This is a genomic window from Phyllobacterium sp. CCNWLW183 (genome assembly GCF_037203775.1).
GTDB classification, from domain to species: Bacteria; Pseudomonadota; Alphaproteobacteria; order Rhizobiales; family Rhizobiaceae; genus Phyllobacterium; species Phyllobacterium ifriqiyense.
Genome location: NZ_JBBCBN010000001.1, coordinates 330,209 through 356,941, shown reverse-complemented (window position 1 = coordinate 356,941; position 26,733 = coordinate 330,209). Strand labels below are relative to the sequence as shown.

Below are 26,733 nucleotides of genomic sequence, written 5' to 3'. Positions count from 1 at the left end.
GATATAATTATTCCAGTACGGCTTTACTCTCATGCATGACATTAAATGGATCGTCCAGAATCCGCAGGCTTTCGACGCCGCAATGGCCAAGCGCGGAATGGAGCCGATTTCGTCGCGCTTGATAGAGCTAGACGAAAAGCGGCGGCAATCCATTGCAAAATCTCAAGGACTGCAGGAGCGTCGCAATGCCGCTTCCAAGGAAATTGGCAAGGCGATGGCCGCCAAAGATCAGGTAGCGGCCGATCAGTTGAAGGCGGAAGTCGCCGACATCAAGCAAGCACTAACTTCCGCCGAAGAGGAAGAGCGCCAGCTAGAGCGCGCGCTCAATGAGGCGCTTGAAGTGCTGCCCAATATTCCGCTGGATAGTGTGCCTCTGGGCAAGGATGAAAGCGGCAATGTGGAAACGCGCCGCGTCGGCCATCTGAAGAACTTTTCGTTTGAACCGAAAGAACATTTCGAAATAGGCGAGAAGCTGGGATATATGGATTTCGAGCGGGCTGCGCGCCTGTCCGGCAGCCGTTTTACCGTATTGAAGAGCCAGCTTGCGCGGCTGGAACGGGCTCTTGGTCAGTTCATGTTGGACATGCACACGACGGAGCACGGCTATATGGAGGTCAATCCGCCGCTATTGGTCAATGACGATACGCTTTATGGCACCGGGCAATTGCCGAAATTTGCCGAAGATCTCTTCAAGACCACTGACGGCCGCTATCTCATCCCCACTGCCGAGGTGCCGCTGACCAATCTGGTGCGCGACGAGATTCTCGATATTCGTGATCTGCCAATCCGTATGACCGCGCTGACCGCTTGTTTCCGTTCCGAGGCAGGTTCCGCTGGACGCGATACGCGCGGCATGCTGCGCCAGCACCAATTCATGAAGGTGGAACTGGTTTCGATCACCGATGCGGAACGCGCTGTCGAAGAGCATGAACGCATGACTGCCTGCGCGGAAGAGGTGCTTAAGCGCCTTGATCTGTCATTCCGCACCATGACGCTTTGCACCGGCGATATGGGGTTCGGTGCGCAAAAGACCTACGATCTGGAAGTTTGGCTTCCGGGACAGAAATCTTACCGCGAAATTTCAAGCTGTTCTGTTTGCGGTGATTTTCAAGGCCGGCGGATGAATGCCCGTTACCGGCCAGAGGGCGAGAAATCCACGCGTTTTGTCCACACATTGAATGGTTCGGGCACTGCTGTTGGCCGCGCTTTGATTGCAGTTGTCGAAAATTATCAGAATGAAGACGGCAGCGTTACAGTTCCTCAAGCACTTGTGCCTTATATGGGTGGGCTGACACGGATCGAAAAAGCGGCTTAAACAAACGGGGTAGGGCGATGCGGATTCTCTTGACCAACGATGACGGAATTCATGCGGAAGGTCTGAGTGTTCTTGAACGTGTCGCCCGCCAGCTTTCTGACGATGTTTGGGTCATTGCGCCTGAGACGGACCAGAGTGGACTTGCTCACTCGCTGACGCTTTCCAACCCATTACGGCTGCGCAAGATTGATGACCGCCATTTTGCAGTGAGCGGCACGCCGACCGATTGCGTCATCATGGGCGTCAAGCATGTGATGCCCGAGCCACCTGATCTTGTGCTTTCCGGCGTCAACTCCGGATCAAATACTGCAGATGACGTAACTTATTCGGGTACGATCGCCGCAGCCATTGAAGGCACTTTGCTGGGGATCAAATCCATCGCTTTATCACAAGAGTATAATCTCAACGGTGGCGCTCGCGTCCTGCCATGGGAGATTGTGGAAGAGCGCGCTCCGGATGTGCTTCGAAAAGTGCTTGGTGTTGAATTGAACAAGGGCGTTCTCGTCAACATCAATTTCCCCAGTTGCCAGGCTTCCGAGATCGCAGGCACCCGCGTGACGGTACAGGGAAAGCTTTCGCACGGGTTGACGATTGAAGAGCGTCACGATGGGCGCGGTTTGCCCTATTACTGGCTTCGATATGGACGGGGTAAGGATGTGCCTGCCGAAAACAGCGATGTCGCTGCGATCCGCAACAACTACATTTCCATTACGCCATTGCAGCTTGATCTGACCGCGCATGAGATGCGAGCCGTTCTTGAGGAAACATTTATATGAAACCGGCCATGTCCGAGCGTGAAGGTTTTGCGGCTTTTGTGCTGCGTATGCGCAGGTTGGGCCTAAGCGACCAGAGATTGATGAGCGCTCTTGAAGCCACGCCTCGCATGAGTTTCGTGAGCGGTAACCTTGGCAATGTCGCTTATAGTAAGGGTGTATTGCCTATTGAGTGCGGAGAATTCATTGAAGGCCTGGACCTCCAGGCTCAGTTGATCAAGGCGCTCGAGCTGGAACCATCGCACCGGGTTTTGGAAATTGGAACGGGTTCCGGTTTTACCGCCGCAGTCATGGCCCGGCTTTCAGGACGTGTCCTATCACTTGAACGCTATCGCACACTGGTTGAGCTTGCGCAGCAGCGTCTTCAGGCTTTGAAAATTGAAAACTGTATTATCAAACATGCAGACGGCCGGTTGGGGCTCGCAAGCGATGGCCCCTTTGACCGGATCATCGTCTGGTCTGCGTTCGACGCTATGCCAAGGCATTTTGTCGATCTCCTTTCGTCCAACGGTATTCTGGTGGCGCCTATCGGCCCTGTTGACGGGGAGCAGACAGTTGCACGTCTAACAAAGATTGGCAGCCGTTTTGACCAGCAGGAGTTGATGCGCGTAAGGTTCCTGCCCTTGGCCGAAGGGGTTTCCTCGGCGCTTTAACCTGACTGCGACCGAGCCAAGCGTTTACGAGCTTGGTGAATTTTTTGCAAATTTTCGAAAGTTTTAACGGTCGGGTAACATTAACGCGATCTAATGCGTCTAATATTCTTGTATGAGTACGGGCGGGATTAAGCGATGCGTTTGAGTACACTAGACAAAGCGTCACGGCGGTTGGCTCTCAATGCCGCCATTCTCACAGTTGCCGGCATTGCTGCCGGTTGCAGCTCCGGGGTGTCACGTTTCTCCAGTGCAGATTTCAGCTCTGGTTACAGTGATAACCAGAGATCGATCATGCAGACCCAGAACAGTGGTTCGGTGGCGCCGGTCGATTCAACCTACACTGCTTCGGTCAATAATGCGCCGATCCGCTCATCGGGCGGTGTTCAGCGCGGTAGTCTGCCGCCCGTTGGCAGCCAAAGCGCTTCTTCATTGCCGCCGGTTTCCTCGCAGCCTTCGCGCCCGGCTCTCGCTCCCGTTGCGAACAATGCGCCAGTACGTCAGCAGCAGGTCGCCATGGCGGCACCCATGCAGACAGCGCCCGCAGGGTCTGCAACTTTGAAGACACCAGATGGACGCGAAGCCAGAATGCCTGCCGCTACTGCGCCGGCGCAGGCCGCAGCAAAACCCATCGCGACTTCAACGGTAAGCGGCACCTATAAGGTTCAATCCGGCGATACGCTTCATGCCATTTCGCGCAAGACAGGCGCGAATGTCGATGCGATCAAGCAAGCCAATAATATGCAGGACGGAACAGTCCGTCTCGGGCAATCGCTGATCATTCCGCCGTCCAATTCATCGCTGGCACAAAATGTTGCCAATACGATGAAGCCCAAGGGCGGCACTGACCAGGTGAAAACTGCTGCTACACCGCCTGTCGAACAGCCTAAGGTTGTTGCAAGCGTACCTGCTGCGCCTGCGCCTGCTACAGCCGCCGCCGGATCGGAAGCCAAGCCCTATACCCCGCCGCAAGCGAGTGAAAAGGCTGCAGGCGAAGCGGAGAAGGAAGTCGCATCAATTCCATCGGCTTCGGGTGCATCGCAATTGCGCTGGCCTGTGCGTGGCCGCGTTGTCGCCAATTACGGCAAAGGTAGTGACGGCATAGACATTTCGGTTCCGGAAGGCACCCCAATCAAGGCCGCCGAAAGCGGTGTCGTGATCTATTCGGGCGATGGACTGAAGGAATTCGGCAATACGGTTCTGGTCCGCCACGATAATGGCTTGGTCACCGTTTACGGCAATGCGAGCAAGCTGAACGTTCAGCGCGGCCAGAAGGTCAAGCGTGGCGAAGAGCTGGGCGCATCCGGCATGACTGGCAATGCTACAACGCCGAAGCTTCACTTCGAAGTTCGCAAGAATTCGACGCCTGTCGATCCTACAAAATATCTCGAACTATAGTCAGTTCATTGATTTCCAAAAAAGCCCGTATTGTTTCGATACGGGCTTTTTTATTTTAAAGCTTTTTGCCAAGGCGCCCGGCAAGATCCTGTATGAACTGCCACGCAACGCGACCGGAGCGCGCGCCACGCGTGGTTGACCATTCAAGTGCCTGCGCATGAAGCTGATCTTTTTCCATAGCCAGATCAAAATGTGCGGCGTAGCCGTCGATCATTGCAAGATAATCATCTTGGCTACACTTGTGAAATCCAAGCCAAAGACCAAAGCGGTCCGATAGAGACACCTTTTCTTCTACGGCTTCCGATGGATTGATGGCTGTTGAACGCTCGTTCTCGATCATATCCCGCGGGAGCAGATGGCGGCGGTTCGATGTCGCATAAAAAATCACATTGTCCGGGCGGCCTTCGACACCGCCCTCGAGCGCGGCTTTCAATGATTTGTACGACGTATCATCATGGTCGAAAGAAAGATCATCGCAGAACAGGATAAACAGGTAGGGCGTATTCTTGATGATGCCCATCAAGGCTGGCAGGCTATCAATGTCTTCGCGGTGAATTTCAATGAGTTTGAGCGGGTGAGCGATGGCCGGAGCTTCAGCATTTACCGAAGCGTGCACGGCTTTCACAAGCGAAGACTTGCCCATGCCACGCGCACCCCAAAGCAGAACATTATTTGCCTGCATGCCATCGGCAAACCGTTTGGTATTATCAAAGAGAATGTCGCGAACCGTATCAACACCTCTGATCAAGGAAATGTCGACGCGATTGACCTTATTGACGGGATCGAAACCGAGACGGGAAGGGTTCCATACAAAACAATCGGCAATTTCCAGATTGACAGGCTGCGGGGTTGGCGGCGCCATGCGCTCTAGCACAGCAATCAAACGGTCAAGTTTTTCGCTCAGTAATTCCTCAGTCATACCAGACATGCCCTTACATTCTTCAGTTTGAACGTCACTATCATGTTGACTGATAATGGAAAAGCAGTCGTGGTGGTTTTGTACTGTTGCTTTTGCCAGCTTAAACATTGTATTGCGCTGGTTCTGACTGTTTCAAATTTGATCTATCTGGAGGTTCTATGTTCGTAACTCCCGCATATGCACAGGCAACGGGTGCCGGTGGCGCTCCGGAAATGCTGATGAGCATTCTTCCCTTCATTTTGATCTTCGTGATCATGTATTTCCTGATCATCCGCCCGCAGCGTACAGCCGCGAAGAAGCGTGAAGAGCAGCTGAAGAATATTCGCCGCGGCGACACCATTATTACCGGTGGTGGTTTTATCGCCAAGGTTACGAAAGTTTATGAAGACACTGGTGAGCTCGACGTTGAAATCGGTGATGGCGTAAAGGCTCGTGTTCTTCGTGGCATGGTTGCAGATGTTCGCGTTAAAGGCGAACCGGTTGCCGACAACAAGAAATAAAGCTTAAGTGATGGGCGGCCCTGGAGCCGCCCTTCTGATTCTTGAGGTTGCGACCGTATGCTTTACTTTAGCCGCTGGAAGACTGTTCTCATCTGGACTGTGGTCCTTGCCGGACTGATACTTTCGCTTCCCAATGCCTTTACGCAGAGCCAGCTGGACAGTTTGCCGGACTGGCTACCCAAGAAACAGCTTGCTCTCGGGCTTGATCTTGAAGGCGGCTCACGCATGCGCCTGCAGGTGGATAAAGAACATCTGCCTGATACCGATGCCACCGTTGCAGTTCTTACGCGCCGTCTCAGCGAGCTTGGCTACGCCAACCCGCATGTTGTGACTGAACGCAATGGCCGGGTGTTGATTGAAGTGCCTGGTCTTTACGATTCCCAGCTACTCAAGGACATTCTAAGTCTCACAGGCGAATTAAGTTTCCGCATGGTCGATTCTTCCGTGCCCGTGCAGCAGGCGATAGACGGCACGCCGCCCGAAGGCGATGAGGTAGTCTACTCTTTTGACGATCCGCCTGTTGCCTATCTCGTCAAAAAAGAGCCGCTCGTTACCAACGAGAATTTTGTCGATGCACAAGCGGGAATTGACACGGCCACGCAGCAGCCGGTGATTACATTCCACCTCGACAGTGTCGGTGCGGATCGCTTCTCCAAGGCGACAAAAGCCGGTATCGGACAGTCATTCGCCATTGTTCTCGATAATCAGGTTCTCTCGGCTCCTGTTATTCAGGAAGCGATACCCGGAAATACGGGGCAAATTGCCGGAAATTTTGATCTTTCAGGTGCCAGCAATCTCGCACTCGTCATGCGCGCCGGTTCGCTGCCTGCCAGTGTAACTGTCATTGAAGAGCGCACCGTGGGTACTGACCTTGGTGCTGCCTCCGTCTCCTACGGGAAAATCGCTGCCCTTGTTGGTGCAGCATTGGTTATCCTGTTCATGCTTTTGACTTATGGGTTGCTGGGTGTGATCGCCAGCATTGCTCTGGTTGTGAACGTCATTCTCATCTTGGCCGTCCTGACATTGTTCGGTGCGCCGCTCACGCTTGCCGGCGTTGCCGGTATCGTTCTCACCATCGGAATGGCTGTCGATTCCAATGTACTTATTTATGAGCGTATTCGCGAGGACAGGCGGGCTGGTTTCTCGGTTATCCAGGCTATAGATTCGGGCTTCGCCCGTGCTCTTGCGACTATTGTCGATGCCAATGTCACGACATTGATCGCAGCTCTGGTCCTCTTCACACTTGGCAGCGGCCCCGTGCATGGATTTGCGCTGACGGTTACCATCGGCATTGTCACGACATTGTTCACCACGTTCACTTTGACCCGATTGCTTGTTTCGGTTTGGGTGCAACGCTCCAAGCCAAAAGAAGTACCTGGCGCGCTGCTCAAGCTTGTTCCTTACAATACCAAGATCGCCTTCATGAAGCTGCGGAGTTTGACGCTGGGCTTTTCCGCCCTTTCAAGCATTGCAGCGATTGCGCTTTTCCTGATCATCGGGATGAATTTCGGCATTGATTTCAAGGGTGGAACGATGGTCGAAATGCAATCGTCGGAAGGTGCAATCGATCTTGATGACGTCTACAGCCGCCTCGATGAACTCAATATCGGTGACGTGAAGATCGAACGCTTCAAATCCGACGACCGGGCGTTGATTACTGTGGGAAGTCAGGGCGAGGGCGAAGATGCGGAACAGACCGTGGGCGTCAAAATCCGCGGCGAGTTTCAGGACGAGTATAATCTTCCACGGGTAGACGTCATTGGGCCGTCCGTATCATCGGAATTGTCTCAAGCAGGCATTTTGGCTGTGGGCCTTTGCCTCGTCTTGATCTTTGCCTATGTCTGGTTCCGATTTGAGTGGCACTTTGCTCTCGGTGCTATTCTCGCAACGATCCACGATGTGCTGCTTCTGCTTTTGATGTTCATTGTCTTCAAGATGGAATTCAATCTCTGGAGCATTGCCGCCTTGCTGGCGATTGTTGGCTATTCGCTGAACGATACAGTGGTCATTTATGATCGGGTACGCGAGAATTTGCGCAAATATGGCAGCAATGTTTCGCTGTCCAGCATATTGGATGCGTCTATTAATCAAACGCTATCACGTACCATTCTCACGTCTCTGGCGACCTTTCTGGCCCTCATTGTGCTTTACCTCTATGGCGGCGATGACGTGCGTTCCTTCGCGTTGACCATCGGTGTGGGCATTATTGTTGCGACATACTCCTCGATCTTCGTTGCTGGCCCGCTATTGATGCTCTTCGGGCTGAAGGGCCGCGACGTCATGGATGAGCAGCATCCTGCGCCAATTACCGACGAAAGCAGGATTTAAAAGTGGCAAAAGGCATAGAGATTAGGGATGCGCATTTTCCAGGGCGCGCACCCATTGACGCTTATGGCAATGGCGGTTTTCGGTTTGCCGATATGTCACATCGCGGCTCGATCCTGTGCCTTCCTTCCGGGATACATGGCTGGGAGCCAAAAACACCGCCCGTACCGACTGCGACTGATTTGGCCCTAGTTCTCGAACAATCTGCGGAAATTGAAATCCTGCTGGTCGGCACTGGTACAGAACTGCGCCGTTTGCCGGAAGAGTTGCGGGAAATATTGCGCAAGCACCGTATTTCATCCGATCCGATGAGCACCGGCGCGGCGGTGCGTACCTATAACGTGCTCTTGGCTGAAAACCGCGCCGTGGCTGCGGCGTTGTTTGCGGTGGATTAATTCTCCGGTCCGGCTATATCTCACCCCATGAATGTCAATGAAACTCACTGCATCCAGTTGCTGCGGGACGCCGATCCTGATCGCTATCTGTCTGTCTTATATGCACCGGAAGTCAAGCGGGGCGCTTTAGCGGCTCTTTACGCGTTTAATGTCGAAATCGCGCGGATTCGCGATTTGATTCACGATCCTTTGCCGGGCGAAGTGCGGCTGCAATGGTGGCGCGATCTGATCAATGGCACAGAGCATGGTGCAGCAGCAGGTAACCCGGTTGCCGCCGCCCTTGTGGATACTATTCAAACATACAATCTGCCCCATGCGGCTTTCGACAATTATTGCGAAGCGCGGATTTTTGACTTTTACGATGATCCCATGCCGAGCCGAAATGATCTGGAAGGTTATTGCGGAGAAACGGCTTCAGCTATGATCCAGCTTGCATCGCTGATCCTTGACACGGAGCAGGCGGCAAAGCATGCCGATCTTGCAGGACATGCCGGTGTTGCCCAAGCCATCACAGGACTTTTGCGGAGTTTGCCGCTACACCGCCGTCGCGGCCAAGTTTATATACCTGCTGATGTACTTAGCGCTGTGGGGTGTACCTCGCAGGTCCTGCTGGATGGCACTGACCGGCAAGCGACCGAGCGTGCTGTCGCGGCCATGATCGCGCTGGCTGAGGATCATTTTTCCAAATTTCAGGCAGGTTCTGAAGGGTTGCCGAAATCTTTGCGCCCCGCTTACCTGCCCGTTTGGCTGACGCCGGTCTACTTGAAGCGGTTGAAAGCGAAGGGTTTCAATGCGTCGACCGAGATCGCAGAAATCTCACCTCTGCGCCGCCAATGGACGGCGTTTAGAGCATCGATAGGTTAGATTATTCGACTTGGCTGCAAGACTATTCTGCGTGATTCGACAAGCTCACCATGAGGAAGGTTGAAGTTTGCAGGGAGTAGTTCTGCTAACTCACAGCTATCTATGCAGCCAAACCACCTTCCTCATGGTAAGCATTCCTGAGCTTGTCGAAGGGCGAACCACGCATGAAGCTCATGCCACCTTGCTCTAAATATCCAGCTCTTCAACAAAGGCAGCGCGATCCTGAATGAACCGGAAGCGCGCGTCAGGACGCGTTCCCATCAGATCGTCGACTGCAAGGCGCGTTTCATTGGCCCACTCTTCATCAATCTGAACGCGAAGCAGCGTGCGCTTCTTGCGATCCATCGTGGTTTCTTTGAGCTGATCGGCGCGCATCTCGCCCAGTCCCTTGAACCGGCCGATTTCGATCTTTCCACGACCCGTGAAAAGCGTCTTCATCAACTCGTCCTTATGCGCGTCGTTGCGCGCATAGGCCACTGTTCCGCCTTGAGCGATGCGGTAAAGTGGCGGGACGCCAAGGAACAAATGGCCATTGCGGATAAGGTCGGGCATTTCCTGATAAAAGAATGTGATCAAGAGCGATGCGATATGAGCGCCGTCAACGTCAGCATCGGTCATGATGATGATGCGATCATAGCGCAGATCTTCATCGCGATATTTTGACCGGGTACCGCAGCCAAGCGCTTGTATAAGATCGCTAATCTGCTGGTTGGCCGTCATTTTTTCCCGGCCGGCGCTGACAACATTCAAAATCTTGCCGCGCAACGGCAGAACAGCCTGCGTCGCACGATCCCGCGCCTGCTTTGCGGAACCGCCAGCGGAATCACCCTCAACGATAAAGAGTTCTGCACCGAGCGCTCCGGTTTGACTGCAATCAGCCAGTTTGCCCGGCAGACGCAGTTTTTTCACCGCTGATTTACGGTTGACCTCTTTTTCCTGACGGCGTTTTACCCGCTCTTCCGCGCGGTCCACCACCCAATCGAGCAGTTTCGATGCTTCTTGCGGCGATGCAGCAAGCCAATGGTCGAACGGGTCGCGAATGGCGTTTTCGACAAGGCGCTGTGCTTCCACCGTTGCAAGCTTATCCTTGGTTTGGCCGACAAATTCAGGTTCGCGAATAAAGACGGAAAGCATGGCAGCAGATGAAATCATCACGTCGTCAGTGGTGATGATCGATGCCCGCTTGTTGTTCGTCAGTTCCGCATAGGCTTTCAACCCACGGGTGAGGGCGATGCGGAGTCCCGCTTCATGCGTTCCACCTTCGCCTGTGGGAATGGTGTTGCAATAGGAGTTGACGAACCCATCGCCGCCATACCAGGCAACCGCCCATTCCATTGATCCATGCCCGCCGGATTTTTCCGTCTTACCCGCAAACATTTCGCGGGTAACTTGAAAATCCTTGCCCAGCGAAGCGGCCAGATATTCTTTCAGACCTCCGGGAAAATGGAAAACTGCTTTGTCCGGTGTCGGATCCTTGGGATCGAGCAGCGAGGGAGCGCAACTCCAACGAATCTCAACGCCGCCGAACAAATAAGCCTTGGAACGGGCCATCTTGTACAGGCGCGCGGGATCGAACTTTGCTTCCTGCCCGAAGATTTCTGCATCCGGATGGAAAGTTATGCGCGTGCCACGACGGTTTTGCACTTCACCCACTTCTTCAAGCGGGCCAAGCGCTATGCCGCGTGAGAAACGTTGGCGATAAAGGCGTCGATTTCGCGCAACTTCTACCTCAAGATGGTCGGAAAGCGCGTTGACCACTGATACGCCGACACCATGCAGACCGCCGGATGTTTCATAGACTTTGGAATCAAACTTACCGCCCGCATGCAATGTCGTCATGATGACTTCGAGGGCGGACTTATCCTTGAACTTCGGGTGAGCATCGACCGGGATACCACGACCATTATCCGTTACTGACAGATAGCCGTTTTCATCCAGATCAATGTCAATAAAATTGGCATGACCGGCAACGGCCTCATCCATGGAATTGTCGATGACTTCAGCAAAAAGGTGATGCAGCGCCCGCTCATCCGTGCCACCGATATACATGCCGGGGCGACGCCGAACCGGCTCTAGACCTTCGAGAACCTCAATGTCCGACGCGTTATAATTACCGCTCGTTTCCGGAACGGCACGCGCAGGAGCGCGAGCCGGAACTGGCTTGGTCGGCGTAACAGGCAAAGCCGCAGCAACCTGTGAAGGTGCTTCGGTTTTTTGGGCCGGTGCTATTGCTTCCTGCCGCTCGCGTGCAGTCTTCACGATTGCTGAAAATAGGTCGTTAGTATCATCCATGGCAGGCCAGTATTTTATGGTTTCGAATCACTTTTAATCTTTGCATGGTTCCGGTTTAAACGCGATGGGCGTTCGCCATATGTTCCAAGGTTCGCCGCTGAACATAACGGTGAATCCCCATATTTTACGCAGCTTTGAGCGCTGCTATACGATCTTCCAGATTGGAAATCCGATTGCCGAGTTTTTCATGATGGTTCTTGAGTATGCTTATTTCGGCATTGATGGTCGCCGCATCTTCAGCGGTATCCACAGGGGCCTGACCAATACCGTGCATCAACCATGTTGGCGTAACACCGAGAAACCCGGCAAGCATGACAAGCCTATTGGCCCGCGGCTCTGACCGGTCCGACTCCCATGCAAGGATTGTCTGGGTCTTGACGCCAATGCGCTCGGCAACTTGCGAAACACTCATGGATTTGGCATCGCGAGCCCGTAGCAGCCGTCCACCCATGGTGTCCATGTCAGGCGTTTCGGTCATGATATTCGAGCGAAAATTCATGGAATTCTCCAGTTTTTCTTATTTTTTCAGTCTTGGGAGGGCTCGTTGCACCATTTACGGCCCCAAAAGTCAAATTTTGCAGCTATTGCGCGAGATTGTTTAGGCGCCGAGATTGCTTTTTCTGGTGGAGCAGATATGCCAAAATTCCTACCAGCGGACTTTCTTCAGAAAGGTATTGGCGATGGAAAATACGACCTCACAACAGGTGCGGGGCGTTTCTGCGATGGCTGCCGCCATGTTCTTCCTGCCTATGATGGACGCTATAGCCAAATGGCTTTCGGTCTTTGACGGCCTGCCGCCTGCAACAGCTACGCTTTTCAGGTTTGTTGTCCAAACCATTTTGACCATGATGATCATTGTGCCCATGACGGGCTTCAAATCCCTGATACCTGTGAAACTGTGGGGAAATCTGTTTCGCGGCTTCCTTATGGGTATTGGCAGCCTGTGCTTTTATGCAGCCGTCAAATATATGCCGCTCGCAGACGCAATGGCGGTGTTTTTCGTTGAGCCACTGATGTTGACCGTCTTGTCGGCGCTTATTCTAAAGGAGCAAGTTGGTTGGCGACGCCGGGTTGCAGTGGCAATCGGCTTCATTGGAACATTGATCGTCATACAGCCAAGCTGGGAGCTGTTTGGGTGGGTATCGTTGCTGCCGCTTGGAACAGCAGCGGTCTTTGCAATCTACCTTATCCTCAATCGCCGCTATGGCACTGTCGATACGCCGCTTGTGATGCAGCTTTATGCCGGGATTGGCGGAACGATTACCGTTTTGATTGCCCTCATACCTGCTGCATTTCTGGGTATTCAAGACATGACATTCGCCATGCCAGGAAATGCCATGTCGTGGTTTTTGCTGTTCATGATGGGATTGATAGCCACAATCGGACATCTCCTGATCACACATGCCTCACGACTTGCACCGGCTTCCCTGCTGGCATCATTCCAATATCTCGAAATTGTCATGGCAGTTCTCATCGGCTTATTGGTTTTCGGTGATTTTCCAACGCCGTCTAAATGGGTCGGGATCATCATCATCGTTGCATCAGGCGCCTATCTGATCTGGCGCGAGGGCAAGAAGCGAGAGACCACGGAACCGGCGTACAATTAATTGACAGCTGTTGAGCAAAGTTGTGTTTCACAATAGAAACAAAGATCTGTTGGGAGGTCTAAGTGTTTAAAAAAATTCTGATTGCCAATCGTGGTGAGATTGCGTGCCGCGTTATCAAGTCTGCACGGAAAATGGGAATTGCAACAGTAGCGGTCTATTCTGACGCTGATCGTGATGCTGTGCATGTTGAGATGGCGGATGAGGCCGTGCATATCGGACCAGCTGCGGCATCCGAAAGCTATCTCGTCCCTGAAAAGATTATCGCTGCTTGCAAGGAAACCGGGGCAGAGGCTGTCCATCCCGGTTATGGCTTTCTTTCCGAACGCGCCTCTTTTTGCGAAGAGCTGGAAAAGCAGGGCATTATATTCATTGGTCCGAAGCCCCGCGCGATCATCGCGATGGGCGACAAAATCGAATCGAAAAAATTTGCCAATGAGGCAAAGGTCAGCACTGTGCCCGGTTCACCCGATGTGATTATTGACGTTGCACATGCTGAACGGATCGCCGGAGAAATCGGCTATCCCGTCATGATCAAGGCTTCCGCTGGCGGCGGCGGTAAGGGCATGCGCATAGCCTGGAACAAGGCTGAAGTGCGCGACGGATTTGAACGCGCGACCTCGGAAGCGCGTAATTCCTTCGGAGATGATCGCATCTTCATCGAAAAGTTCATTGTCGATCCGCGCCACATCGAAATTCAGGTTCTTGCAGATAGCTTTGGCAATTGCATTTATCTTGGCGAACGGGAATGTTCCGTACAACGGCGCAACCAGAAGGTCGTCGAAGAGGCACCATCACCATTTTTGGATGAGGCAACTCGCAAAGCAATGGGCGAACAGGCTGTGGCACTGTCCAAAGCCGTTGATTATCAGAGCGCCGGCACCGTCGAATTTATCGTAGACAAGGACCGCAACTTTTATTTCCTTGAGATGAATACACGCTTGCAGGTGGAGCATCCTGTAACCGAGCTGATTACCGGCATCGATCTGGTTGAACAGATGATCCGCATTGCCGCTGGGGAAAGGCTTGCAATCAAACAAAACGAGGTGAAGCTCAATGGATGGGCCGTTGAAAGCCGTCTTTATGCAGAAGATCCATATCGTAATTTTCTGCCATCAATCGGGCGGCTGACGCGGTATCGTCCGCCGCTGGAGGGTCCTGTGGGCAAAGCTGTCATCCGGAATGATACGGGCGTGACGGAAGGGTCCGAAATTTCGATGTTCTATGATCCTATGGTGGCAAAGCTTTGCACCTGGGCACCGACACGACTGGAAGCTGTCGATGCGATGGCCGATGCGCTCGACAATTTTGTCGTCGACGGAATTGAGCATAATATTCCATTTCTCGCGGCGCTGATGCAGCACCCCCGCTGGAGGGAAGGCAGGCTTTCAACGGCTTTTATCGCCGAGGAATTTCCGGACGGGTTCCAGCCGATATCCCCAACCGCAGATGACCTTGATGTTCTGGCGGCAATTGGACTTTCTGCCGAGCTTGTACGCAAAGAGCGCCTGGACCGTCTGGGTGACCGGCTGCGCCCGCATTCCGGCAGGATTCACGCGGAATGGGAGGTGCGGATCGGTGACGATTACGTGCCGGTGATTATTCGCAGCAGCGCAGCCAAACCTCCCGTCAAGCTTGAGCTCTCCTTGCGGGGTGGGGACTTTGTCACCGTTCGTAGCGATTGGCGTCCGGGCGAGGCCGTTTGGGATGGCTATGTCAACGAGCGCCCTGTCAAAGCCCAGTTACGCCCCGTTTCCAACGGTATGCGAATTGACTGGAAGGGGATGTCGATCATCGCCCATCCCATGCAAAAGCATGTTGCGGCGCTGGAAAAGCTGATGCCGGTCAAGATTCCGCCGGACACGTCAAAATTGTTGCTTTGTCCTATGCCGGGATTGCTCGTCTCGGTAAATGTGAGTGCTGGGCAGGAGGTCAAGGCGGGCGAAACACTTGCTATCGTTGAAGCCATGAAGATGGAGAATGTGTTGCGCGCCGAGCGCGATCTGACCGTCTCCGTCATCAATGCAAAGCAGGGTGACAGCCTTGCCGTGGACGCTGTCATTATGGAGTTTGACTAAGCCGGCTCGATAGGGCCAAAGACGCTTTCAAAAGATTCTAGCAGCGCGCGGTCGAGATCATGCATTTCGACCGGCAACCCCAGATCAACAAGGCTGGTGACGCCATGGCCGCGCACGCCACACGGAACAATTCCGTCAAAATGTGACAGCTCCGGCTCGACGTTGATGGAGATGCCGTGAAAACTGACCCATTTACGCAAACGAATGCCAATGGCGGCGATTTTGTCTTCCGCAGGCGAGCCATCTGCCAGCGCTGGGCGTTCCGGTCTGCTCACCCAAACGCCGACGCGATCTTCACGCCGTTCGCCCTTCACATTGAATGAAGCGAGCGTGAAAATGATCCATTGTTCGAGCGCTGTCACGAATGCACGGATATCTTCGCGCCGCTTTTTCAGGTCCAGCATGACATAAACTACGCGCTGGCCAGGTCCGTGATAAGTATATTCGCCGCCGCGACCGGTTGCATAGACCGGGAAGCGGTCGGTTGCCAGCAGGTCTACCTCCTTGGCGCTCGTGCCGGCCGTGTAAAGCGGTGGATGCTCGACGAACCAGACCAGTTCGGACGCTGTTCCATCTCTGATGGCTGCGACGCGTTCTTCCATGAAGGCGAGGGCGAAATCATAATCAGTGAGGCCGTCGGCAACTGCCCATGCCACCGGTGATGATCCCTCGAGGGGTAAAAAGGCGGGAGCGAGTTCATCGCGGCTGGACTTCATAGAGCGGATAATTCCAATTAAGACTGCCTGTCATGCTCCGCGCGCGGAGATCAAGGATGGGTCCCGCGCATATGGACTTTTTCGCGGATTATTTCCAGTGGGATGCGACAAGAGCGGCTTTTTGACAAGTTTATGAAAAACTATCTGAGATAAAGCGTGATAGGGCTTGTTTCCCCGAAACCTATTTGCTACTAGCGCCAAGCCGACATGTTCGGCTTCTACCACAGTGCGGTCGTGGCGGAATTGGTAGACGCGCAGCGTTGAGGTCGCTGTGTCGCAAGACGTGGAAGTTCGAGTCTTCTCGACCGCACCATAATACTTTTCCAAGTATTTGATTATAAAGCAGAATACGGCGCTCATCGGGCGCCGTATTGCTTTTTGTGCTTGTCGTGTTCGGGAATGTGCCCTATCGGCGAACCAAAAAAGCGATAGCGTTTTGAAGTCGATCAGATGGTGCCAAAAGTGTCATCAACAAAAATCCGGCTAGCTTTGTATTTTCAAATGCCTTATGCGCGACTCTAAACCATGGAGCTCCAACGATAATGACCAAGCGTGCAGCAGTTGCCTTTTTTTACGACGAAGACGGGGTTGTAGACAAATATATGTTGCACCTTCTTCGTTCGATGAAGGAGCATGTAGATTATCAAGTTTTTGTCTCCAATGGTCCTCTGTCAAAGGAATCTGAGTTATCCTTGGTTGATATCGTCGATGATGTTATTATTCGAAAGAACGAAAATTTTGACGTCTGGGCATACAAGGAGGGTATCGAGCATATTGGCTACGATAGGCTTAAACAATTCGACGAATTGATCCTTTACAATCACACGTTTTATGGCCCAATTTTTCCGTTCAGTGAAATGTTCGACAAAATGGGAACGCTGCTTGTCGACTTTTGGGGCATATCGATCCATGGGAAGCTTGATCCCAACCCTTTTACGAACACCGGGATTCTTCCCGCTCACATAAACTCACATTTTATTGCCGTGCGGCATCCCCTTCTGTCCTCCAAAGCATTCAAGCACTATTGGGACGAAATGGAGCCAATAAACTCATATAATGACTCAGTGCTGAAGCATGAATCGAGATTTACCAAGCATTTTGCGGATTTGGGCTACAGCTTCGACGCATATGTAAAGCTTGAGGATTATGGTTCTCCTTATCCGGTCTTTATCGACATTGCGGAAACAATTGAGAACCGTAGTCCAATTCTGAAGCGCCGTATTTTCTTTCATACGCCTTTGTTTCACGACAACCAAGCTATCGATTTGCCACGGGCATTGAGAATTATCGAAGCAGAGAGTGATTACGATACCGATCTGATCTGGGAGAATATTTCCCGAACCACTAAACCTCGGGAACTAAGCGCCAATGCTGGGCTTCTGAAAATTCTGCCAAAAGACTCTGCAATAAAGAAGCCGTCAAAATTGAGAATTGCGGTTTGCGCGCACGTTTATTACGTCGATCTACTGCCGGAACTTCTTGCGTTTGCAAATAATATTTCGGGAAAATTTGATTTCATCTGCACGACTGACAGTGAAGACAAGAAAATTCTAATTGAAAAAGCGCTCGGAAAAGAAATGGCAATAGCCCGATTTGACGTGCGTATAGTGGAAGAGAACCGTGGGCGCGACATGTCAGCCCTGTTCATCACTTGTCGAGATATTTTCCTTGAGGATCGCTATGACCTCGTTTGCAGATTACATACCAAGAAGTCCCCACAGGTCGGACAGACACAGAGTTTGATATTTAAGCGGCATCTACTCGAGAATCTTTTGTATTCAAAAGGATATGTGTCGGAACTAACTCGAATGTTTGAACAAAACTCAAATATTGGAATGGCCTATCCACCAGCAATTCACATCGGCTATAGCACTTTGGGGAATGGATGGTTTGCCAATAAGCCGACGGTCGAGCAAATAATGTTAGACTTGGACATTCATGTTCCGTTGGACGACGACACACCTGTGGCCCCTTATGGTACCATGTTCTGGTTTCGACCGGACGCATTGAAAAAACTCTTCGAACACAAATGGAAATGGGGCGATTTCAATGCCGAGCCAGATCATGTTGATGGAGGGCTTGCTCACGGACTTGAACGATCGATGAGTTATGTTGCAGCGGATAGCAGATTCATAACAATGCAAGTGATGAATCCGGATCAAGCGGCATTCAGTTATGGACTGCTTGAGTACAAACTGCAGACACTGTTGGCTCATGCACCACGGGTTCATTTTCTAGGCGTAGAAGGATTTATGAAATCTTGGAAGGCGGCAGGGCATCCGACTGTCAGGTGGGGTCTGAAGACAACAGGCAAAGAGTTTCTCTTGGCATTCAAGCGCTCGTTGTTGTATCGATTCCCAAGACTCTTTTACGTGTTGCGCCCGCTGTACCGGCTAGGTCGATCCACGGCCAAAGTGCTTCACATTCGGTAACAGAGAACCAACATTTTGATTCCGCAGATGTCATAGTAAATTAAAACTAGATAATTGACATTATTGTTTCTGAATGGAATAGGCATCTCAAGATCCATGAAGGTTTGCTAAATCATGAAATTTCTTGTTACCGGCGCCAATGGCTATGTTGGACGCTATGTCACCAAAGCTTTGGTTCGCCGCGGAGAAGAAGTTGTCGCCGCAATTCGGAGCAGAACAGACGGTCTCGAGGGCGCTACAATATATTCAGGTGATATTTTGCAGTCGACCTCGGATATATTTGATGAAACCGGTAGGCCAGACGTAGTAATTCACCTTGCTTGGGAAGACGGGTTTATTCATCAAAGCCCGAAGCATTTAGAGAATTTGACGGCACACACATCGTTTATTGAGAATATGTTGAAAGGCGGGCTCAAGCAGATACTTTCAGTCGGCACGTCCCATGAGATAGGCTTCCATACTGGGCCCGTCGATGAAAACACGCCGACACGTCCGTTACATCCCTATGGAGTCGCCAAAAATCATTTGAGGCAAGTGCAATCTTTGTTATGTCAGCAGTATCAGGCCGTTGATCAATGGGCGCGATGCTTCTACATATGGGGCGATGATGCACGAAACAATTCAATCTTTACAAAGCTTCTCAAAGCGGAAGAAGAGGGAAAAGCAGAATTCCCGTTGAATTCAGGAGAGCTCTTGTATGACTTCGTTCATGTTGCGGAGCTTGGAGAAATGATCGCTGATGCAGCAAGCCAAAAAGATGTGACGGGCATCATCAATTGTTGTTCTGGCGATCCGGTTTCGCTAAAAACCATGGTTCTTAATTTCATTGAAACCCATGGACTTAAAATTAAGCCAGTTTGGGGTGCCTTTCCACTGAGGCCGTATGATTCACGAGCCATTTGGGGAGACAATAAGAAGATTATCTTATCACGCAAATCGCTGGAAACTTTAAAGGTTGCGGCCTAGCCTTGCAGTTCTCACAAGCTACGCCTACTAGATTTGCTTATCTCAACGCATTGCGTGGACTGGCAGCTCTTTGGGTGCTTCTGGTACATGTCGCGAAAATGCCCCAACCCATAATGGCTTTGCCCAGTTGGTTTGACATCTACATTGCCAACGGAACGATGGGTGTTGAGCTCTTCTTTGTTGTTAGCGCGTTTTCGTTATGTCTAAGTATGCCGGGCCACGTTGCTGAAGAAAGGCCATGGCTGGGATTCGCGCTGAGACGTTTCTTTCGTATAGCGCCGTTATTCTATGTAATGATCCTGGTGACCGCATTTTTTAATCCCGCTGGTTTTTTATATAATGTTAAAACGGTTGCCGCGAATCTTTTATTTGTTTTCAATTTTTTCCCAGGTCATGGTTTCCAAACATCGGTTGTTTTGGCTGGATGGACTATTGGCGTTGAAATGGTGTTCTACCTTATCTTCCCAATGTTGTATGGAGTGACCAAAAGTCTCCCGCGGTCAATTGTTGCGCTACTGGTATCTCTTGCTGTCGCCAAAATATTTGTGACGTTATTGCCGATATTAGTAAGCGATGTGAAGAGCTATTTGAATTATTCCGTATTCTATCGATTGCCGATCTTCATGTGCGGTCTTGTAGCCTTCTATGTAACACCTTTGCTGAAAGAGCATTCGCGCAAACAGGAGATTGGAGCGATCTTATTAGCTTCTGTGCCTGTCCAATTTTTCGCTGTAACATCTAATTCCGTATCATTCATTGATGCATATCATTGGTATGGCATCATGTTCGGCTGTCTCGTCGTTGGACTAGGCTTGTGCCCAATTCGTTTTCTCGTAAACGATGTAACTGAGTGGATTGGGAAGATAAGTTTTTCTGTTTACTTGGTTCACAGTCCGATTATTGTTCTGTTGTTTCCGATTTACAAAGAGATTCAGAATTCCGAATTTAGCCGCATTGGTGGGTACCTCGTTGCAGTTGGTATTACATTAATTTGCGTACTACCGGTGGCAGCCTTGAGCTTCTATCTATTCGAGAATCCAATAAATATAAAAGGCAAGCAATGGGCAACCCGATTGGCGGGCCGATCCAAAATGCTTGGCGTACCATCTCCAGCGGTGGAATAGCCGATCGTCGCACGGCCAAAATTGCAAATCGTGGCGCATTGCATCCACCAAGCAGGTTTGGCCAAGACCAAGCTAGCGAAGTGCAATTCGGCTAGCCCATTGCTAATCCACGACACTATATCGCGGCATTCCCGCTGCGCTCTCGGCAGTCCGCGCTCTATTGAGTGCCGCACTCTATTGAATAAGGTGGAAGCGCAATTGCCCTAACGCGATATCTCGGCTTACGCTCGATCAAGCAATAGAGATCCAGAGCAATAGACGCAGCACCTAGTCTTGCTGCGGCCAGAAATGAGACCAGATACGACTGAGGTAAGGTCTCATCTTCGAGTCCATGTTCTCATTCTTGGTCGACCAATTTCGTAGATAACTTGGAAAATCACTATAAACTGACGGCAGAAATTTTCCCGGGATCGCTATTGCGCCCGCCAGGCTGGGGCTGGCGCCGTTGGGAACATATCCACGTTGCTCAAAAGCTTACAGCGTTGTCATCACGAGATATGAGACCGCCGGCGATTACATCGCCCGGTGGCTGCGGTCTGCAGGTGCAGCGTCAGCAACTTCCGATTGCAAAGGAATCTGTTTTATTGCAATGCTTTTTAGTGATATTTAAAATATGGGCTGGGATCGTATATGTGTATGCTTTGCAAAATCGGACTGAAAAGGTTTCACCCATCTGCGGACAACTTGGACTATGATTCTGCAAATCTAATTGCAGCAGGCACAGCCATTGGACAGTCAAGTAATTTGACTGCCAATACACTTGATCCGTCTTTTGATCACTATATCGAGTACCTTCGAAGTGGTTTTTGGCAAGCAAAGAACCTGCCTATTCAGCAGCAACCTGATCTTATAGTGCAGGTAGATTTGTCTGGGTTGATGGGCAGTGATTCCGCAACACAACTGGCGGATACACGCGCGGCTATGGCCGTATGGTCAAGCACCATGCCCATAACATTTGAGGAAGTCACCGAAGGCAGCCCATTTGACATTAAATTCACTAATACAGATTCGGGCGCTTATTTTGACTCATATTCCAAGATCATTAATGTCAATAAATACTGGAACTCGGGTAGCGGCGGCTTCTCCCTCGGCCGGTATGGTTTTCAATCTATTATTCACGAGATTGGTCACGCACTAGGACTTGGTCACGGCGGAAGTTACAATGCTCTCGGCATTTGGAATGAAGAGTTCAATTACGACCGTTCTGCTGAATACACATACGATTCATGGCAATATTCGATAATGTCGTACTTTAGCCCCAGTCAGGCCCACCATTCGCCATATGATTACTTCCTCACTACCCCTAGAATTGCTGACATCGAAGCCCTGAGCCGAAAGTATTTTATGAATACTAGTGGAGTCTTCCAGCAAGTCAGCGCAAATACTTCCAATGACGTTTACGGTTTTGGTGGAAAGAGTGGTTTTGCGTTAGCCGGCAGCGGATATCTCCATAATGTTGGCTTCACTATTCATGATACGGGCGGTTGGGATAGTCTTGATTTTTCCGGTTCAACAACTGGAACAACTTTAAACTTGAATCCAGGCGCTTTCTCTAGCGTCAATGGCTTTTTTTACAATGTCAGTATTTACAATGGCCACAACACGAACCAGACCGATTACTTTATAGAGATTGGTGCCGGAAGTGCTTTCAATGACTTCATTACCGGTAATGAGGGCCGCAATGGCCTTTACGGAAATGCCGGTGACGACTGGATGAGTGCGAACGGAGGTAATGATGTACTTATTGGATGGATCGGTAATGATGCCATGGATGGAGGCAATGGTGACGATTTTCTAGATAGTGGTCCGGATAATGATGTGTTGTATGGAGGATCTGGTAATGATCAGCTTTATGGCGGCGCTGGAAATGATGTCTTAAATGGTGGGTTAGGTTGGGACCGATTTGAAGGCGGGACAGGCGCCGATACCTTTCAATTCACCAATGACATTGAGTACGGCGTGACCGAAGCTATTGCTGATTTTACTGCTGGCCAAGACATTTTTGCACTCTCATCAACCTATATTGGACGGACGTTTGTGCAGGATACCTCCAATGGTGTTATGATCTCCGTTCCTGTCGGTAATGGTTATTGGAATGCTTTAATCTACGGAACCCGTGATGTATTGGCAGTCCAACACAGTTTTTCCTATGCATAAGGTTGAGTCGTCTTCTTCCCGGCAGATTTGACGGAAGAATAAATTTCTCATCCGAGAGCAACTATCCAGTGTGGCCCAGGCTTGTGTTTTGCGGCAAACATACGGAACTATATATGATCGCTGGCTCCAAGCATTGAAGGATATAGCTAGCATAAAATGTGACTTGAACGATTGGCGTTGCCGGGATCTTTATGACAACTGGAGAAACTGCCCGAATGTGCAATGGTCGACACTCAACCAATAGAAAAAATGTCTATGTCCGCACAAGTTGAGCAAACATATCAATCTCACCTGGAGGCGTTTTCGTGACTACACCTAGTTTGTAAGGAATAAGGTTTTCGTCAATGAGAGTCTGGATTTCGTCATAAAAAGTTTCTGTTGTGAAGACCCAGCAATGAGCATCGACATAATCGCTAATAGATTTTCTTGCCATTTCAATCGAATATTCAAGCGTGTGAACAAGGGAGCCGTTTCTCTCGTGCCAGCGATAGTAGTCGAACACCTGAATCGGTGATGGCTTCGTTTGACGTAGTATATTGGCTGCGAAAAAGTCCTTTTGTTCAGAAATGGAACGTCTGCTGTCGAAAGTATGCTCCTTATTAGGAACAATCAGTGACAAGATGCCGCCTGGTTTCAAAACATGTCCAATATCCTGAAGCCAGGAAATAATGTCAGGGACATGTTCGATTACGTGGGATGCAATCACATAATCAAACTTCAAACTGTCCGGCACAACATCTCGCAAATAGCCACCATTTGTCACGAAATCAACATCAACAATACTATTGATGTCCACCGTTGGCGTGTTTACGTGATTTCGTCGCAAATCCGCCGTAGAGCAGTAGTCAGCATAAAAAACTTGGCCAGCAGTTGGCCTGGCAATCGGATTGTCCAACGCGCCGATTTCGAGGCCGACCATGCTCCGTTGGTCAATGTTTTGAAAGACTTGCTCTACCCTGGATAGTGTGCGGTCTATGATCAATTTGGTTTCTCCCCTAAATGGCCGCTAACACAGGTTGGCGTTTGGAAAAAGTGCTTTCTAACCTCTGCTGTTGCAATACAATCGACTTGAATGTGAAGGCTTGACCAGATCGTAGAGGTAAAGCGGCAAGACGCTATCTCGACTTCCGACGGCAAGATTAACCGCCTTGTATTGTGCTGGTTTGTTTTTCATTGGTGCGCTGCCCTGCGGCGCCAAGGGCAAGTCGGCAATGGTAATTTGCAATGTATTGATGCTGTGGATGTCGCCGCCTACTTTCCATCTACTTCCAAAGCCAAGAAATATCAGAAGTACTCAAGCCTCCTTTCCCTGGCTAATACCGGCGATAGCTCTTTTTCACAGCCTGCTTCCAGCAATGTCCAGCCTTGGGAGTGCAGTGCCATCGGTATGGCGCGCTCCAAAACATGGCCGTAAGTGCCATCCCGCTCACCACCCTCGCTTTCGAATTGCGCAAAGTCCACAGACTCCAAAATTTCGTTCGCACATTGGGAGCGAATCCAAAACATTGTTCCCGCGTAAAAGCCTAGATCGTCTGAGGTGGGGATGGCATAACCTCCGCGCTCCATAAACTCGCATACTCGTCTTTCGTTTGCCCCCCAATATCCGAGGTCGCTGACGTAAGAACCTTGAGCACCAATCATTGCCAATTTAGGGGAGGTTTCAAATTGCCGAATAATATCGTCAATACCGCCAAAATCTGGAAGTAATTGATCCAAGAGATCCCTACGCCACTTCTCGCCGAGTGGTGAATAAAGGCTGCGTTTGCCATGTATCTTGAGGATAGGAATGTTGTCAGCTAATCCCAGAAGCCGAAGAGCAACAAAGAATGGTAATACATCTCGACCTTTGTTCTCTGTTGCTAATACGTTCAAATAAACTTTCTTTCGCTTCCATCTCGTCTTAAATGCGGAGAGTATGGACGAATTTGACGATGTGACATGGATTTCACAGCCATCGGGCAGGCGTTCGAGTTTTAATATAAGTTCGTCCACCACTTCTTCGTAGTGGCAATGACAAATGACGACTGCCGGCGGCTCTGGTTGTGGCACCTGCACGGGCAATCCGGCTGTTGTTGTAGCGGCTTCTAATGCGATTGCGGCCATGCGTGGCGTTTCGGCCAGCCGCAACGGATTCTTGACGAGGCGTTCATATTTTACAATGCCGCAACGATCCTCAATCTCTTCAGCGTAATCATGGGTAGGGTTGATACCCCTTTTGCGCTGTTCACTCGAGATATGACCGGAGAGCTTGCTGGTATCGACAAGCGACGAAAATGATACATTCAGATCATTCAGACAGTGCGTTAGACCAATTTCGTAAGCGAAAATAACGCTTAGGCGTGTGGGTTGCGGTCGCACGCCACTTAGAAATTCATGGAATAATCGCTGTGAAAAAACCTTTCGGTCGATAGCGAATAAATAGCTTTGTCCGTGCCTAATGATTTGTGACGAACAGGTCAAAAATGCTGCACCATCTTTTGCAGATACCAGCTTTAACAAAGTATCGGCGAACTTCTTCTCATCGGAAATAAAGTAACTATCGTTTGTGAATAGAATTTTGTCAGCTCTCGTGTCGCCTTGGAGAACATCGACGCCGACCGCATAACTCATGAAATCGTAACCGACATTGTCACGGGCTATGACGGAAAAACCTAGTTGTTTGGCGATCTCTGAATCTTGTTGTGATATCCCTGTTGAAACGACCACAGCTTTTTGGACGTGGGGCCTGATTGCAGTCAACAATTTGTGCCAATTTTTCGATCGCTCGCTATAGGGATCGAAATGAGCAATGACGGCATTCACAATCATATCACCGGCCTCTAATTTTTCCTATCATACGATATAGGATCTGAGCTGCTCGATAAAATGGAGGATGATTTTTCAGCTTGTTTGCAATCACCCAGGCGAGCGGAACGTCGGTTTTGCTGCGACGGGCTCTAAGAGATTGTATCTCACTCAGAGCGGCCTTGTATTCGCTTTCTACGCCAGTCAGATATCGAAAGTTAGCGATGTCATAGGACTTTATTGCAGCCAACGCCCCCATAGTTGTATCGTGAGCAGGCATATTTGTAATGTATCGCTCAACATTGGTACCACGTCGAACCGCTTCTAGATGTTGGTGGCCATACTTCAGGCAAGGCTCCAGATGGGCGCCTTCCGCCCACTCGTTCCATGCATTGATAAATACAAACTTCTCTTTATTTTGAGTATCCTCAAGTGTCTTTAAACTTTGATTGCGTAGCCAAAACTCAAATAATTCTGGCGAAGAGTTTTTGAATATAAATGGGTCGTTTTGCCTTCTTGCTGTGTTGTCCCAAGAAGGCATAGTCCCATGAAAAAATAAAAAGTCATTGTGAACACGATCGATGGATGCAGACATTACGGCTCTATAATCCATTACGTTGCCGCAAAACTCAGGATTAGTGAATTTCGGCACATCAGAAGCAAAAGAATTTTGAAGATACTGGTGCGGTGGAAATTCTACGAGCGCGTCGCATCCCCAGTCAGAAGGATGAAAAATATCATAAAATGCCACAGACGCTATGAATAAGCCTGGAAGGCCAGCAGCTTTCGCCTGTTTCCGCCAATGCGCAAAAGTTTTCTTAGAATCCGCGAGTATGTCCGGACGATAAACGATTATGAGGGGCAATCCGTCATAACAAATATACCGATCATCCTGCATGGTGGGGATGATGTCATCAATGATGTGATTGTCATTTTCTACGCTGTGCTCGTTAGACAGCAAAACCTCATTGTTGCCGCCATCCCACCGCTTTGTCCAATTTTCGTTGGCCCAGCAAAAACAAAAGGGCATATCGATTTTGTTTTTAATAAAGACATCAATCGGTTTTTCGAGAATACGACGACCGGAAAACCAGTAATAGTAGAAACAGAATCCGTATATGCCATATTCTTTTGCGAGCGTCGCTTGAGCGGCTAAAGTCTCCGGCATGCGGAGATCATAAAAACCTAGGTCCTTCGGTATCTGCGGTTGATAGTGCCCCTCATAGTTCGGTTTTGCCTTGGCTACGTTGGTCCATTCCGTAAAACCTGCTCCCCACCATTCGGAGTTTTCTTTCACGGGATGGAACTGCGGAAGGTAGAAAGCAATGGGCTTGATCATGAATCTCAGCTTCTGATTGCATTAACTAGAGGTGTATTGAAGGCCACTTTGGTGGCCTGTCAAACTTTAATTCACATTCGTCAGCGAGCATGTGAATTGCTG

At 50.4% G+C, this 26,733-nt stretch carries 21 protein-coding genes and 1 tRNA gene; 15 read left to right on the top strand and 7 right to left on the bottom strand.

Going from position 1 to position 26,733, the window contains the following annotated elements:
• Positions 1 to 31: 31 nt before the first annotated feature.
• From serS to V9K95_RS01710, 4 genes are all read left to right on the top strand, one after another.
• Positions 32 to 1,315: a serine--tRNA ligase gene (serS, locus tag V9K95_RS01725; protein ID WP_336440012.1), complete on the top strand. Its 1,284-nt coding sequence runs from the start codon at positions 32 to 34 to the stop codon at positions 1,313 to 1,315.
• A gap of 17 nt (positions 1,316 to 1,332) precedes the next feature.
• Positions 1,333 to 2,091 carry a 5'/3'-nucleotidase SurE gene (gene surE, locus V9K95_RS01720; protein ID WP_336440013.1) on the top strand — a complete coding sequence of 253 codons (759 nt, stop codon included), beginning with the start codon at positions 1,333 to 1,335 and terminating at the stop codon, positions 2,089 to 2,091.
• Positions 2,088 to 2,741 (top strand): protein-L-isoaspartate(D-aspartate) O-methyltransferase, encoded by a 654-nt coding sequence (locus tag V9K95_RS01715; RefSeq protein ID WP_115052927.1) that lies wholly within the window; start codon positions 2,088 to 2,090, stop codon positions 2,739 to 2,741. The genes surE and V9K95_RS01715 overlap by 4 nt, the downstream gene beginning before the upstream one ends.
• A 135-nt stretch (positions 2,742 to 2,876) precedes the next feature.
• Positions 2,877 to 4,136: a M23 family metallopeptidase gene (locus tag V9K95_RS01710; RefSeq protein WP_336440014.1), complete on the top strand. Its 1,260-nt coding sequence runs from the start codon at positions 2,877 to 2,879 to the stop codon at positions 4,134 to 4,136.
• Between the two features lie 55 nt (positions 4,137 to 4,191).
• Here V9K95_RS01710 and V9K95_RS01705 read toward each other — a convergent pair whose 3' ends face one another.
• A complete protein-coding gene (locus tag V9K95_RS01705) occupies positions 4,192 to 5,064 on the bottom strand; it encodes an ATP-binding protein (protein ID WP_336440015.1) in 873 nt (290 codons plus the stop codon).
• Between the two features lie 149 nt (positions 5,065 to 5,213).
• Between V9K95_RS01705 and yajC the strand changes: the two genes are divergently transcribed.
• The 4 genes from yajC to V9K95_RS01685 are packed head-to-tail and all read left to right on the top strand — an operon-like array spanning position 5,214 to position 9,139.
• On the top strand, positions 5,214 to 5,555 hold the full coding sequence (yajC, locus tag V9K95_RS01700; protein WP_106663125.1) for a preprotein translocase subunit YajC: 342 nt from the start codon (positions 5,214 to 5,216) through the stop codon (positions 5,553 to 5,555).
• A 57-nt stretch (positions 5,556 to 5,612) separates the two neighbouring features.
• Positions 5,613 to 7,883 (top strand): protein translocase subunit SecD, encoded by a 2,271-nt coding sequence (secD, locus tag V9K95_RS01695; protein WP_307285405.1) that lies wholly within the window; start codon positions 5,613 to 5,615, stop codon positions 7,881 to 7,883.
• 2 nt (positions 7,884 to 7,885) lie between these two features.
• Complete coding sequence (locus tag V9K95_RS01690) at positions 7,886 to 8,275, top strand: Mth938-like domain-containing protein (protein WP_115052931.1); 390 nt, start codon at positions 7,886 to 7,888, stop codon at positions 8,273 to 8,275.
• Positions 8,276 to 8,302: 27 nt separating this feature from the next.
• Complete coding sequence (locus V9K95_RS01685) at positions 8,303 to 9,139, top strand: phytoene/squalene synthase family protein (protein WP_336440016.1); 837 nt, start codon at positions 8,303 to 8,305, stop codon at positions 9,137 to 9,139.
• Between the two features lie 186 nt (positions 9,140 to 9,325).
• On the opposite strand, the gene parE is transcribed toward V9K95_RS01685, so the two are convergent.
• Both parE and V9K95_RS01675 read right to left on the bottom strand, forming a co-directional pair.
• Positions 9,326 to 11,431 carry a DNA topoisomerase IV subunit B gene (gene parE, locus V9K95_RS01680; protein ID WP_307285395.1) on the bottom strand — a complete coding sequence of 702 codons (2,106 nt, stop codon included), beginning with the start codon at positions 11,429 to 11,431 and terminating at the stop codon, positions 9,326 to 9,328.
• Positions 11,432 to 11,555: 124 nt separating this feature from the next.
• Positions 11,556 to 11,930: a helix-turn-helix domain-containing protein gene (locus tag V9K95_RS01675; protein ID WP_115052934.1), complete on the bottom strand. Its 375-nt coding sequence runs from the start codon at positions 11,928 to 11,930 to the stop codon at positions 11,556 to 11,558.
• 181 nt (positions 11,931 to 12,111) lie between these two features.
• Between V9K95_RS01675 and V9K95_RS01670 the strand changes: the two genes are divergently transcribed.
• Together V9K95_RS01670 and V9K95_RS01665 are read left to right on the top strand one after the other, a co-directional pair.
• On the top strand, positions 12,112 to 13,038 hold the full coding sequence (locus tag V9K95_RS01670) for a DMT family transporter (protein ID WP_336440017.1): 927 nt from the start codon (positions 12,112 to 12,114) through the stop codon (positions 13,036 to 13,038).
• 62 nt (positions 13,039 to 13,100) lie between these two features.
• Complete coding sequence (locus tag V9K95_RS01665) at positions 13,101 to 15,113, top strand: acetyl/propionyl/methylcrotonyl-CoA carboxylase subunit alpha (protein ID WP_336440019.1); 2,013 nt, start codon at positions 13,101 to 13,103, stop codon at positions 15,111 to 15,113.
• Here V9K95_RS01665 and lipB read toward each other — a convergent pair.
• Complete coding sequence (gene lipB / locus V9K95_RS01660) at positions 15,110 to 15,829, bottom strand: lipoyl(octanoyl) transferase LipB (RefSeq protein ID WP_115052937.1); 720 nt, start codon at positions 15,827 to 15,829, stop codon at positions 15,110 to 15,112. The two genes, V9K95_RS01665 and lipB, sit on opposite strands and share 4 nt — an antisense overlap.
• Before the next feature lie 228 nt (positions 15,830 to 16,057).
• Here lipB and V9K95_RS01655 point away from each other — a divergent pair.
• From V9K95_RS01655 to V9K95_RS01635, 5 genes are all read left to right on the top strand, one after another.
• Positions 16,058 to 16,142: transfer RNA gene (locus tag V9K95_RS01655), tRNA-Leu, on the top strand.
• Between the two features lie 229 nt (positions 16,143 to 16,371).
• The gene (locus tag V9K95_RS01650) at positions 16,372 to 18,261 is read left to right on the top strand and encodes a rhamnan synthesis F family protein (protein ID WP_336440020.1); all 1,890 of its coding nucleotides are present in this window, start codon (positions 16,372 to 16,374) and stop codon (positions 18,259 to 18,261) included.
• 114 nt (positions 18,262 to 18,375) lie between these two features.
• Positions 18,376 to 19,227 (top strand): NAD-dependent epimerase/dehydratase family protein, encoded by an 852-nt coding sequence (locus tag V9K95_RS01645; protein WP_115052939.1) that lies wholly within the window; start codon positions 18,376 to 18,378, stop codon positions 19,225 to 19,227.
• A 2-nt stretch (positions 19,228 to 19,229) separates the two neighbouring features.
• On the top strand, positions 19,230 to 20,351 hold the full coding sequence (locus tag V9K95_RS01640) for an acyltransferase family protein (RefSeq protein ID WP_336440021.1): 1,122 nt from the start codon (positions 19,230 to 19,232) through the stop codon (positions 20,349 to 20,351).
• 684 nt (positions 20,352 to 21,035) lie between these two features.
• Entirely contained in the window at positions 21,036 to 22,508 is a 1,473-nt protein-coding gene (locus V9K95_RS01635) for a M10 family metallopeptidase C-terminal domain-containing protein (RefSeq protein WP_336440022.1), read from the top strand.
• Between the two features lie 253 nt (positions 22,509 to 22,761).
• Here the strand turns inward: V9K95_RS01635 and V9K95_RS01630 are convergent, their stop codons facing one another.
• The 3 genes from V9K95_RS01630 to V9K95_RS01620 all read right to left on the bottom strand — a co-directional run bounded on the left by V9K95_RS01630 (position 22,762) and on the right by V9K95_RS01620 (position 26,631).
• Positions 22,762 to 23,490: a methyltransferase domain-containing protein gene (locus V9K95_RS01630; protein WP_162802486.1), complete on the bottom strand. Its 729-nt coding sequence runs from the start codon at positions 23,488 to 23,490 to the stop codon at positions 22,762 to 22,764.
• A gap of 302 nt (positions 23,491 to 23,792) precedes the next feature.
• On the bottom strand, positions 23,793 to 25,316 hold the full coding sequence (locus V9K95_RS01625) for a rhamnan synthesis F family protein (protein ID WP_336440023.1): 1,524 nt from the start codon (positions 25,314 to 25,316) through the stop codon (positions 23,793 to 23,795).
• A 1-nt stretch (position 25,317) separates the two neighbouring features.
• Positions 25,318 to 26,631 (bottom strand): glycosyltransferase WbsX family protein, encoded by a 1,314-nt coding sequence (locus V9K95_RS01620; protein WP_336440024.1) that lies wholly within the window; start codon positions 26,629 to 26,631, stop codon positions 25,318 to 25,320.
• Between the last annotated feature and the right edge of the window lie 102 nt (positions 26,632 to 26,733).

What these genes read in the sequence shown, in the direction of transcription:
- serS (WP_336440012.1), top strand. Translation starts at nt 32, where the DNA reads ATGCATGACATTAAATGGATCGTCCAGAATCCGCAGGCTTTCGACGCC.
- surE (WP_336440013.1), top strand. Translation starts at nt 1,333, where the DNA reads ATGCGGATTCTCTTGACCAACGATGACGGAATTCATGCGGAAGGTCTG.
- V9K95_RS01715 (WP_115052927.1), top strand. Translation starts at nt 2,088, where the DNA reads ATGAAACCGGCCATGTCCGAGCGTGAAGGTTTTGCGGCTTTTGTGCTG.
- V9K95_RS01710 (WP_336440014.1), top strand. Translation starts at nt 2,877, where the DNA reads ATGCGTTTGAGTACACTAGACAAAGCGTCACGGCGGTTGGCTCTCAAT.
- V9K95_RS01705 (WP_336440015.1), bottom strand. Translation starts at nt 5,064, where the DNA reads ATGTCTGGTATGACTGAGGAATTACTGAGCGAAAAACTTGACCGTTTG.
- yajC (WP_106663125.1), top strand. Translation starts at nt 5,214, where the DNA reads ATGTTCGTAACTCCCGCATATGCACAGGCAACGGGTGCCGGTGGCGCT.
- secD (WP_307285405.1), top strand. Translation starts at nt 5,613, where the DNA reads ATGCTTTACTTTAGCCGCTGGAAGACTGTTCTCATCTGGACTGTGGTC.
- V9K95_RS01685 (WP_336440016.1), top strand. Translation starts at nt 8,303, where the DNA reads ATGAATGTCAATGAAACTCACTGCATCCAGTTGCTGCGGGACGCCGAT.
- parE (WP_307285395.1), bottom strand. Translation starts at nt 11,431, where the DNA reads ATGGATGATACTAACGACCTATTTTCAGCAATCGTGAAGACTGCACGC.
- V9K95_RS01675 (WP_115052934.1), bottom strand. Translation starts at nt 11,930, where the DNA reads ATGAATTTTCGCTCGAATATCATGACCGAAACGCCTGACATGGACACC.
- V9K95_RS01670 (WP_336440017.1), top strand. Translation starts at nt 12,112, where the DNA reads ATGGAAAATACGACCTCACAACAGGTGCGGGGCGTTTCTGCGATGGCT.
- lipB (WP_115052937.1), bottom strand. Translation starts at nt 15,829, where the DNA reads ATGAAGTCCAGCCGCGATGAACTCGCTCCCGCCTTTTTACCCCTCGAG.
- V9K95_RS01650 (WP_336440020.1), top strand. Translation starts at nt 16,372, where the DNA reads ATGACCAAGCGTGCAGCAGTTGCCTTTTTTTACGACGAAGACGGGGTT.
- V9K95_RS01645 (WP_115052939.1), top strand. Translation starts at nt 18,376, where the DNA reads ATGAAATTTCTTGTTACCGGCGCCAATGGCTATGTTGGACGCTATGTC.
- V9K95_RS01625 (WP_336440023.1), bottom strand. Translation starts at nt 25,316, where the DNA reads ATGATTGTGAATGCCGTCATTGCTCATTTCGATCCCTATAGCGAGCGA.
- V9K95_RS01620 (WP_336440024.1), bottom strand. Translation starts at nt 26,631, where the DNA reads ATGATCAAGCCCATTGCTTTCTACCTTCCGCAGTTCCATCCCGTGAAA.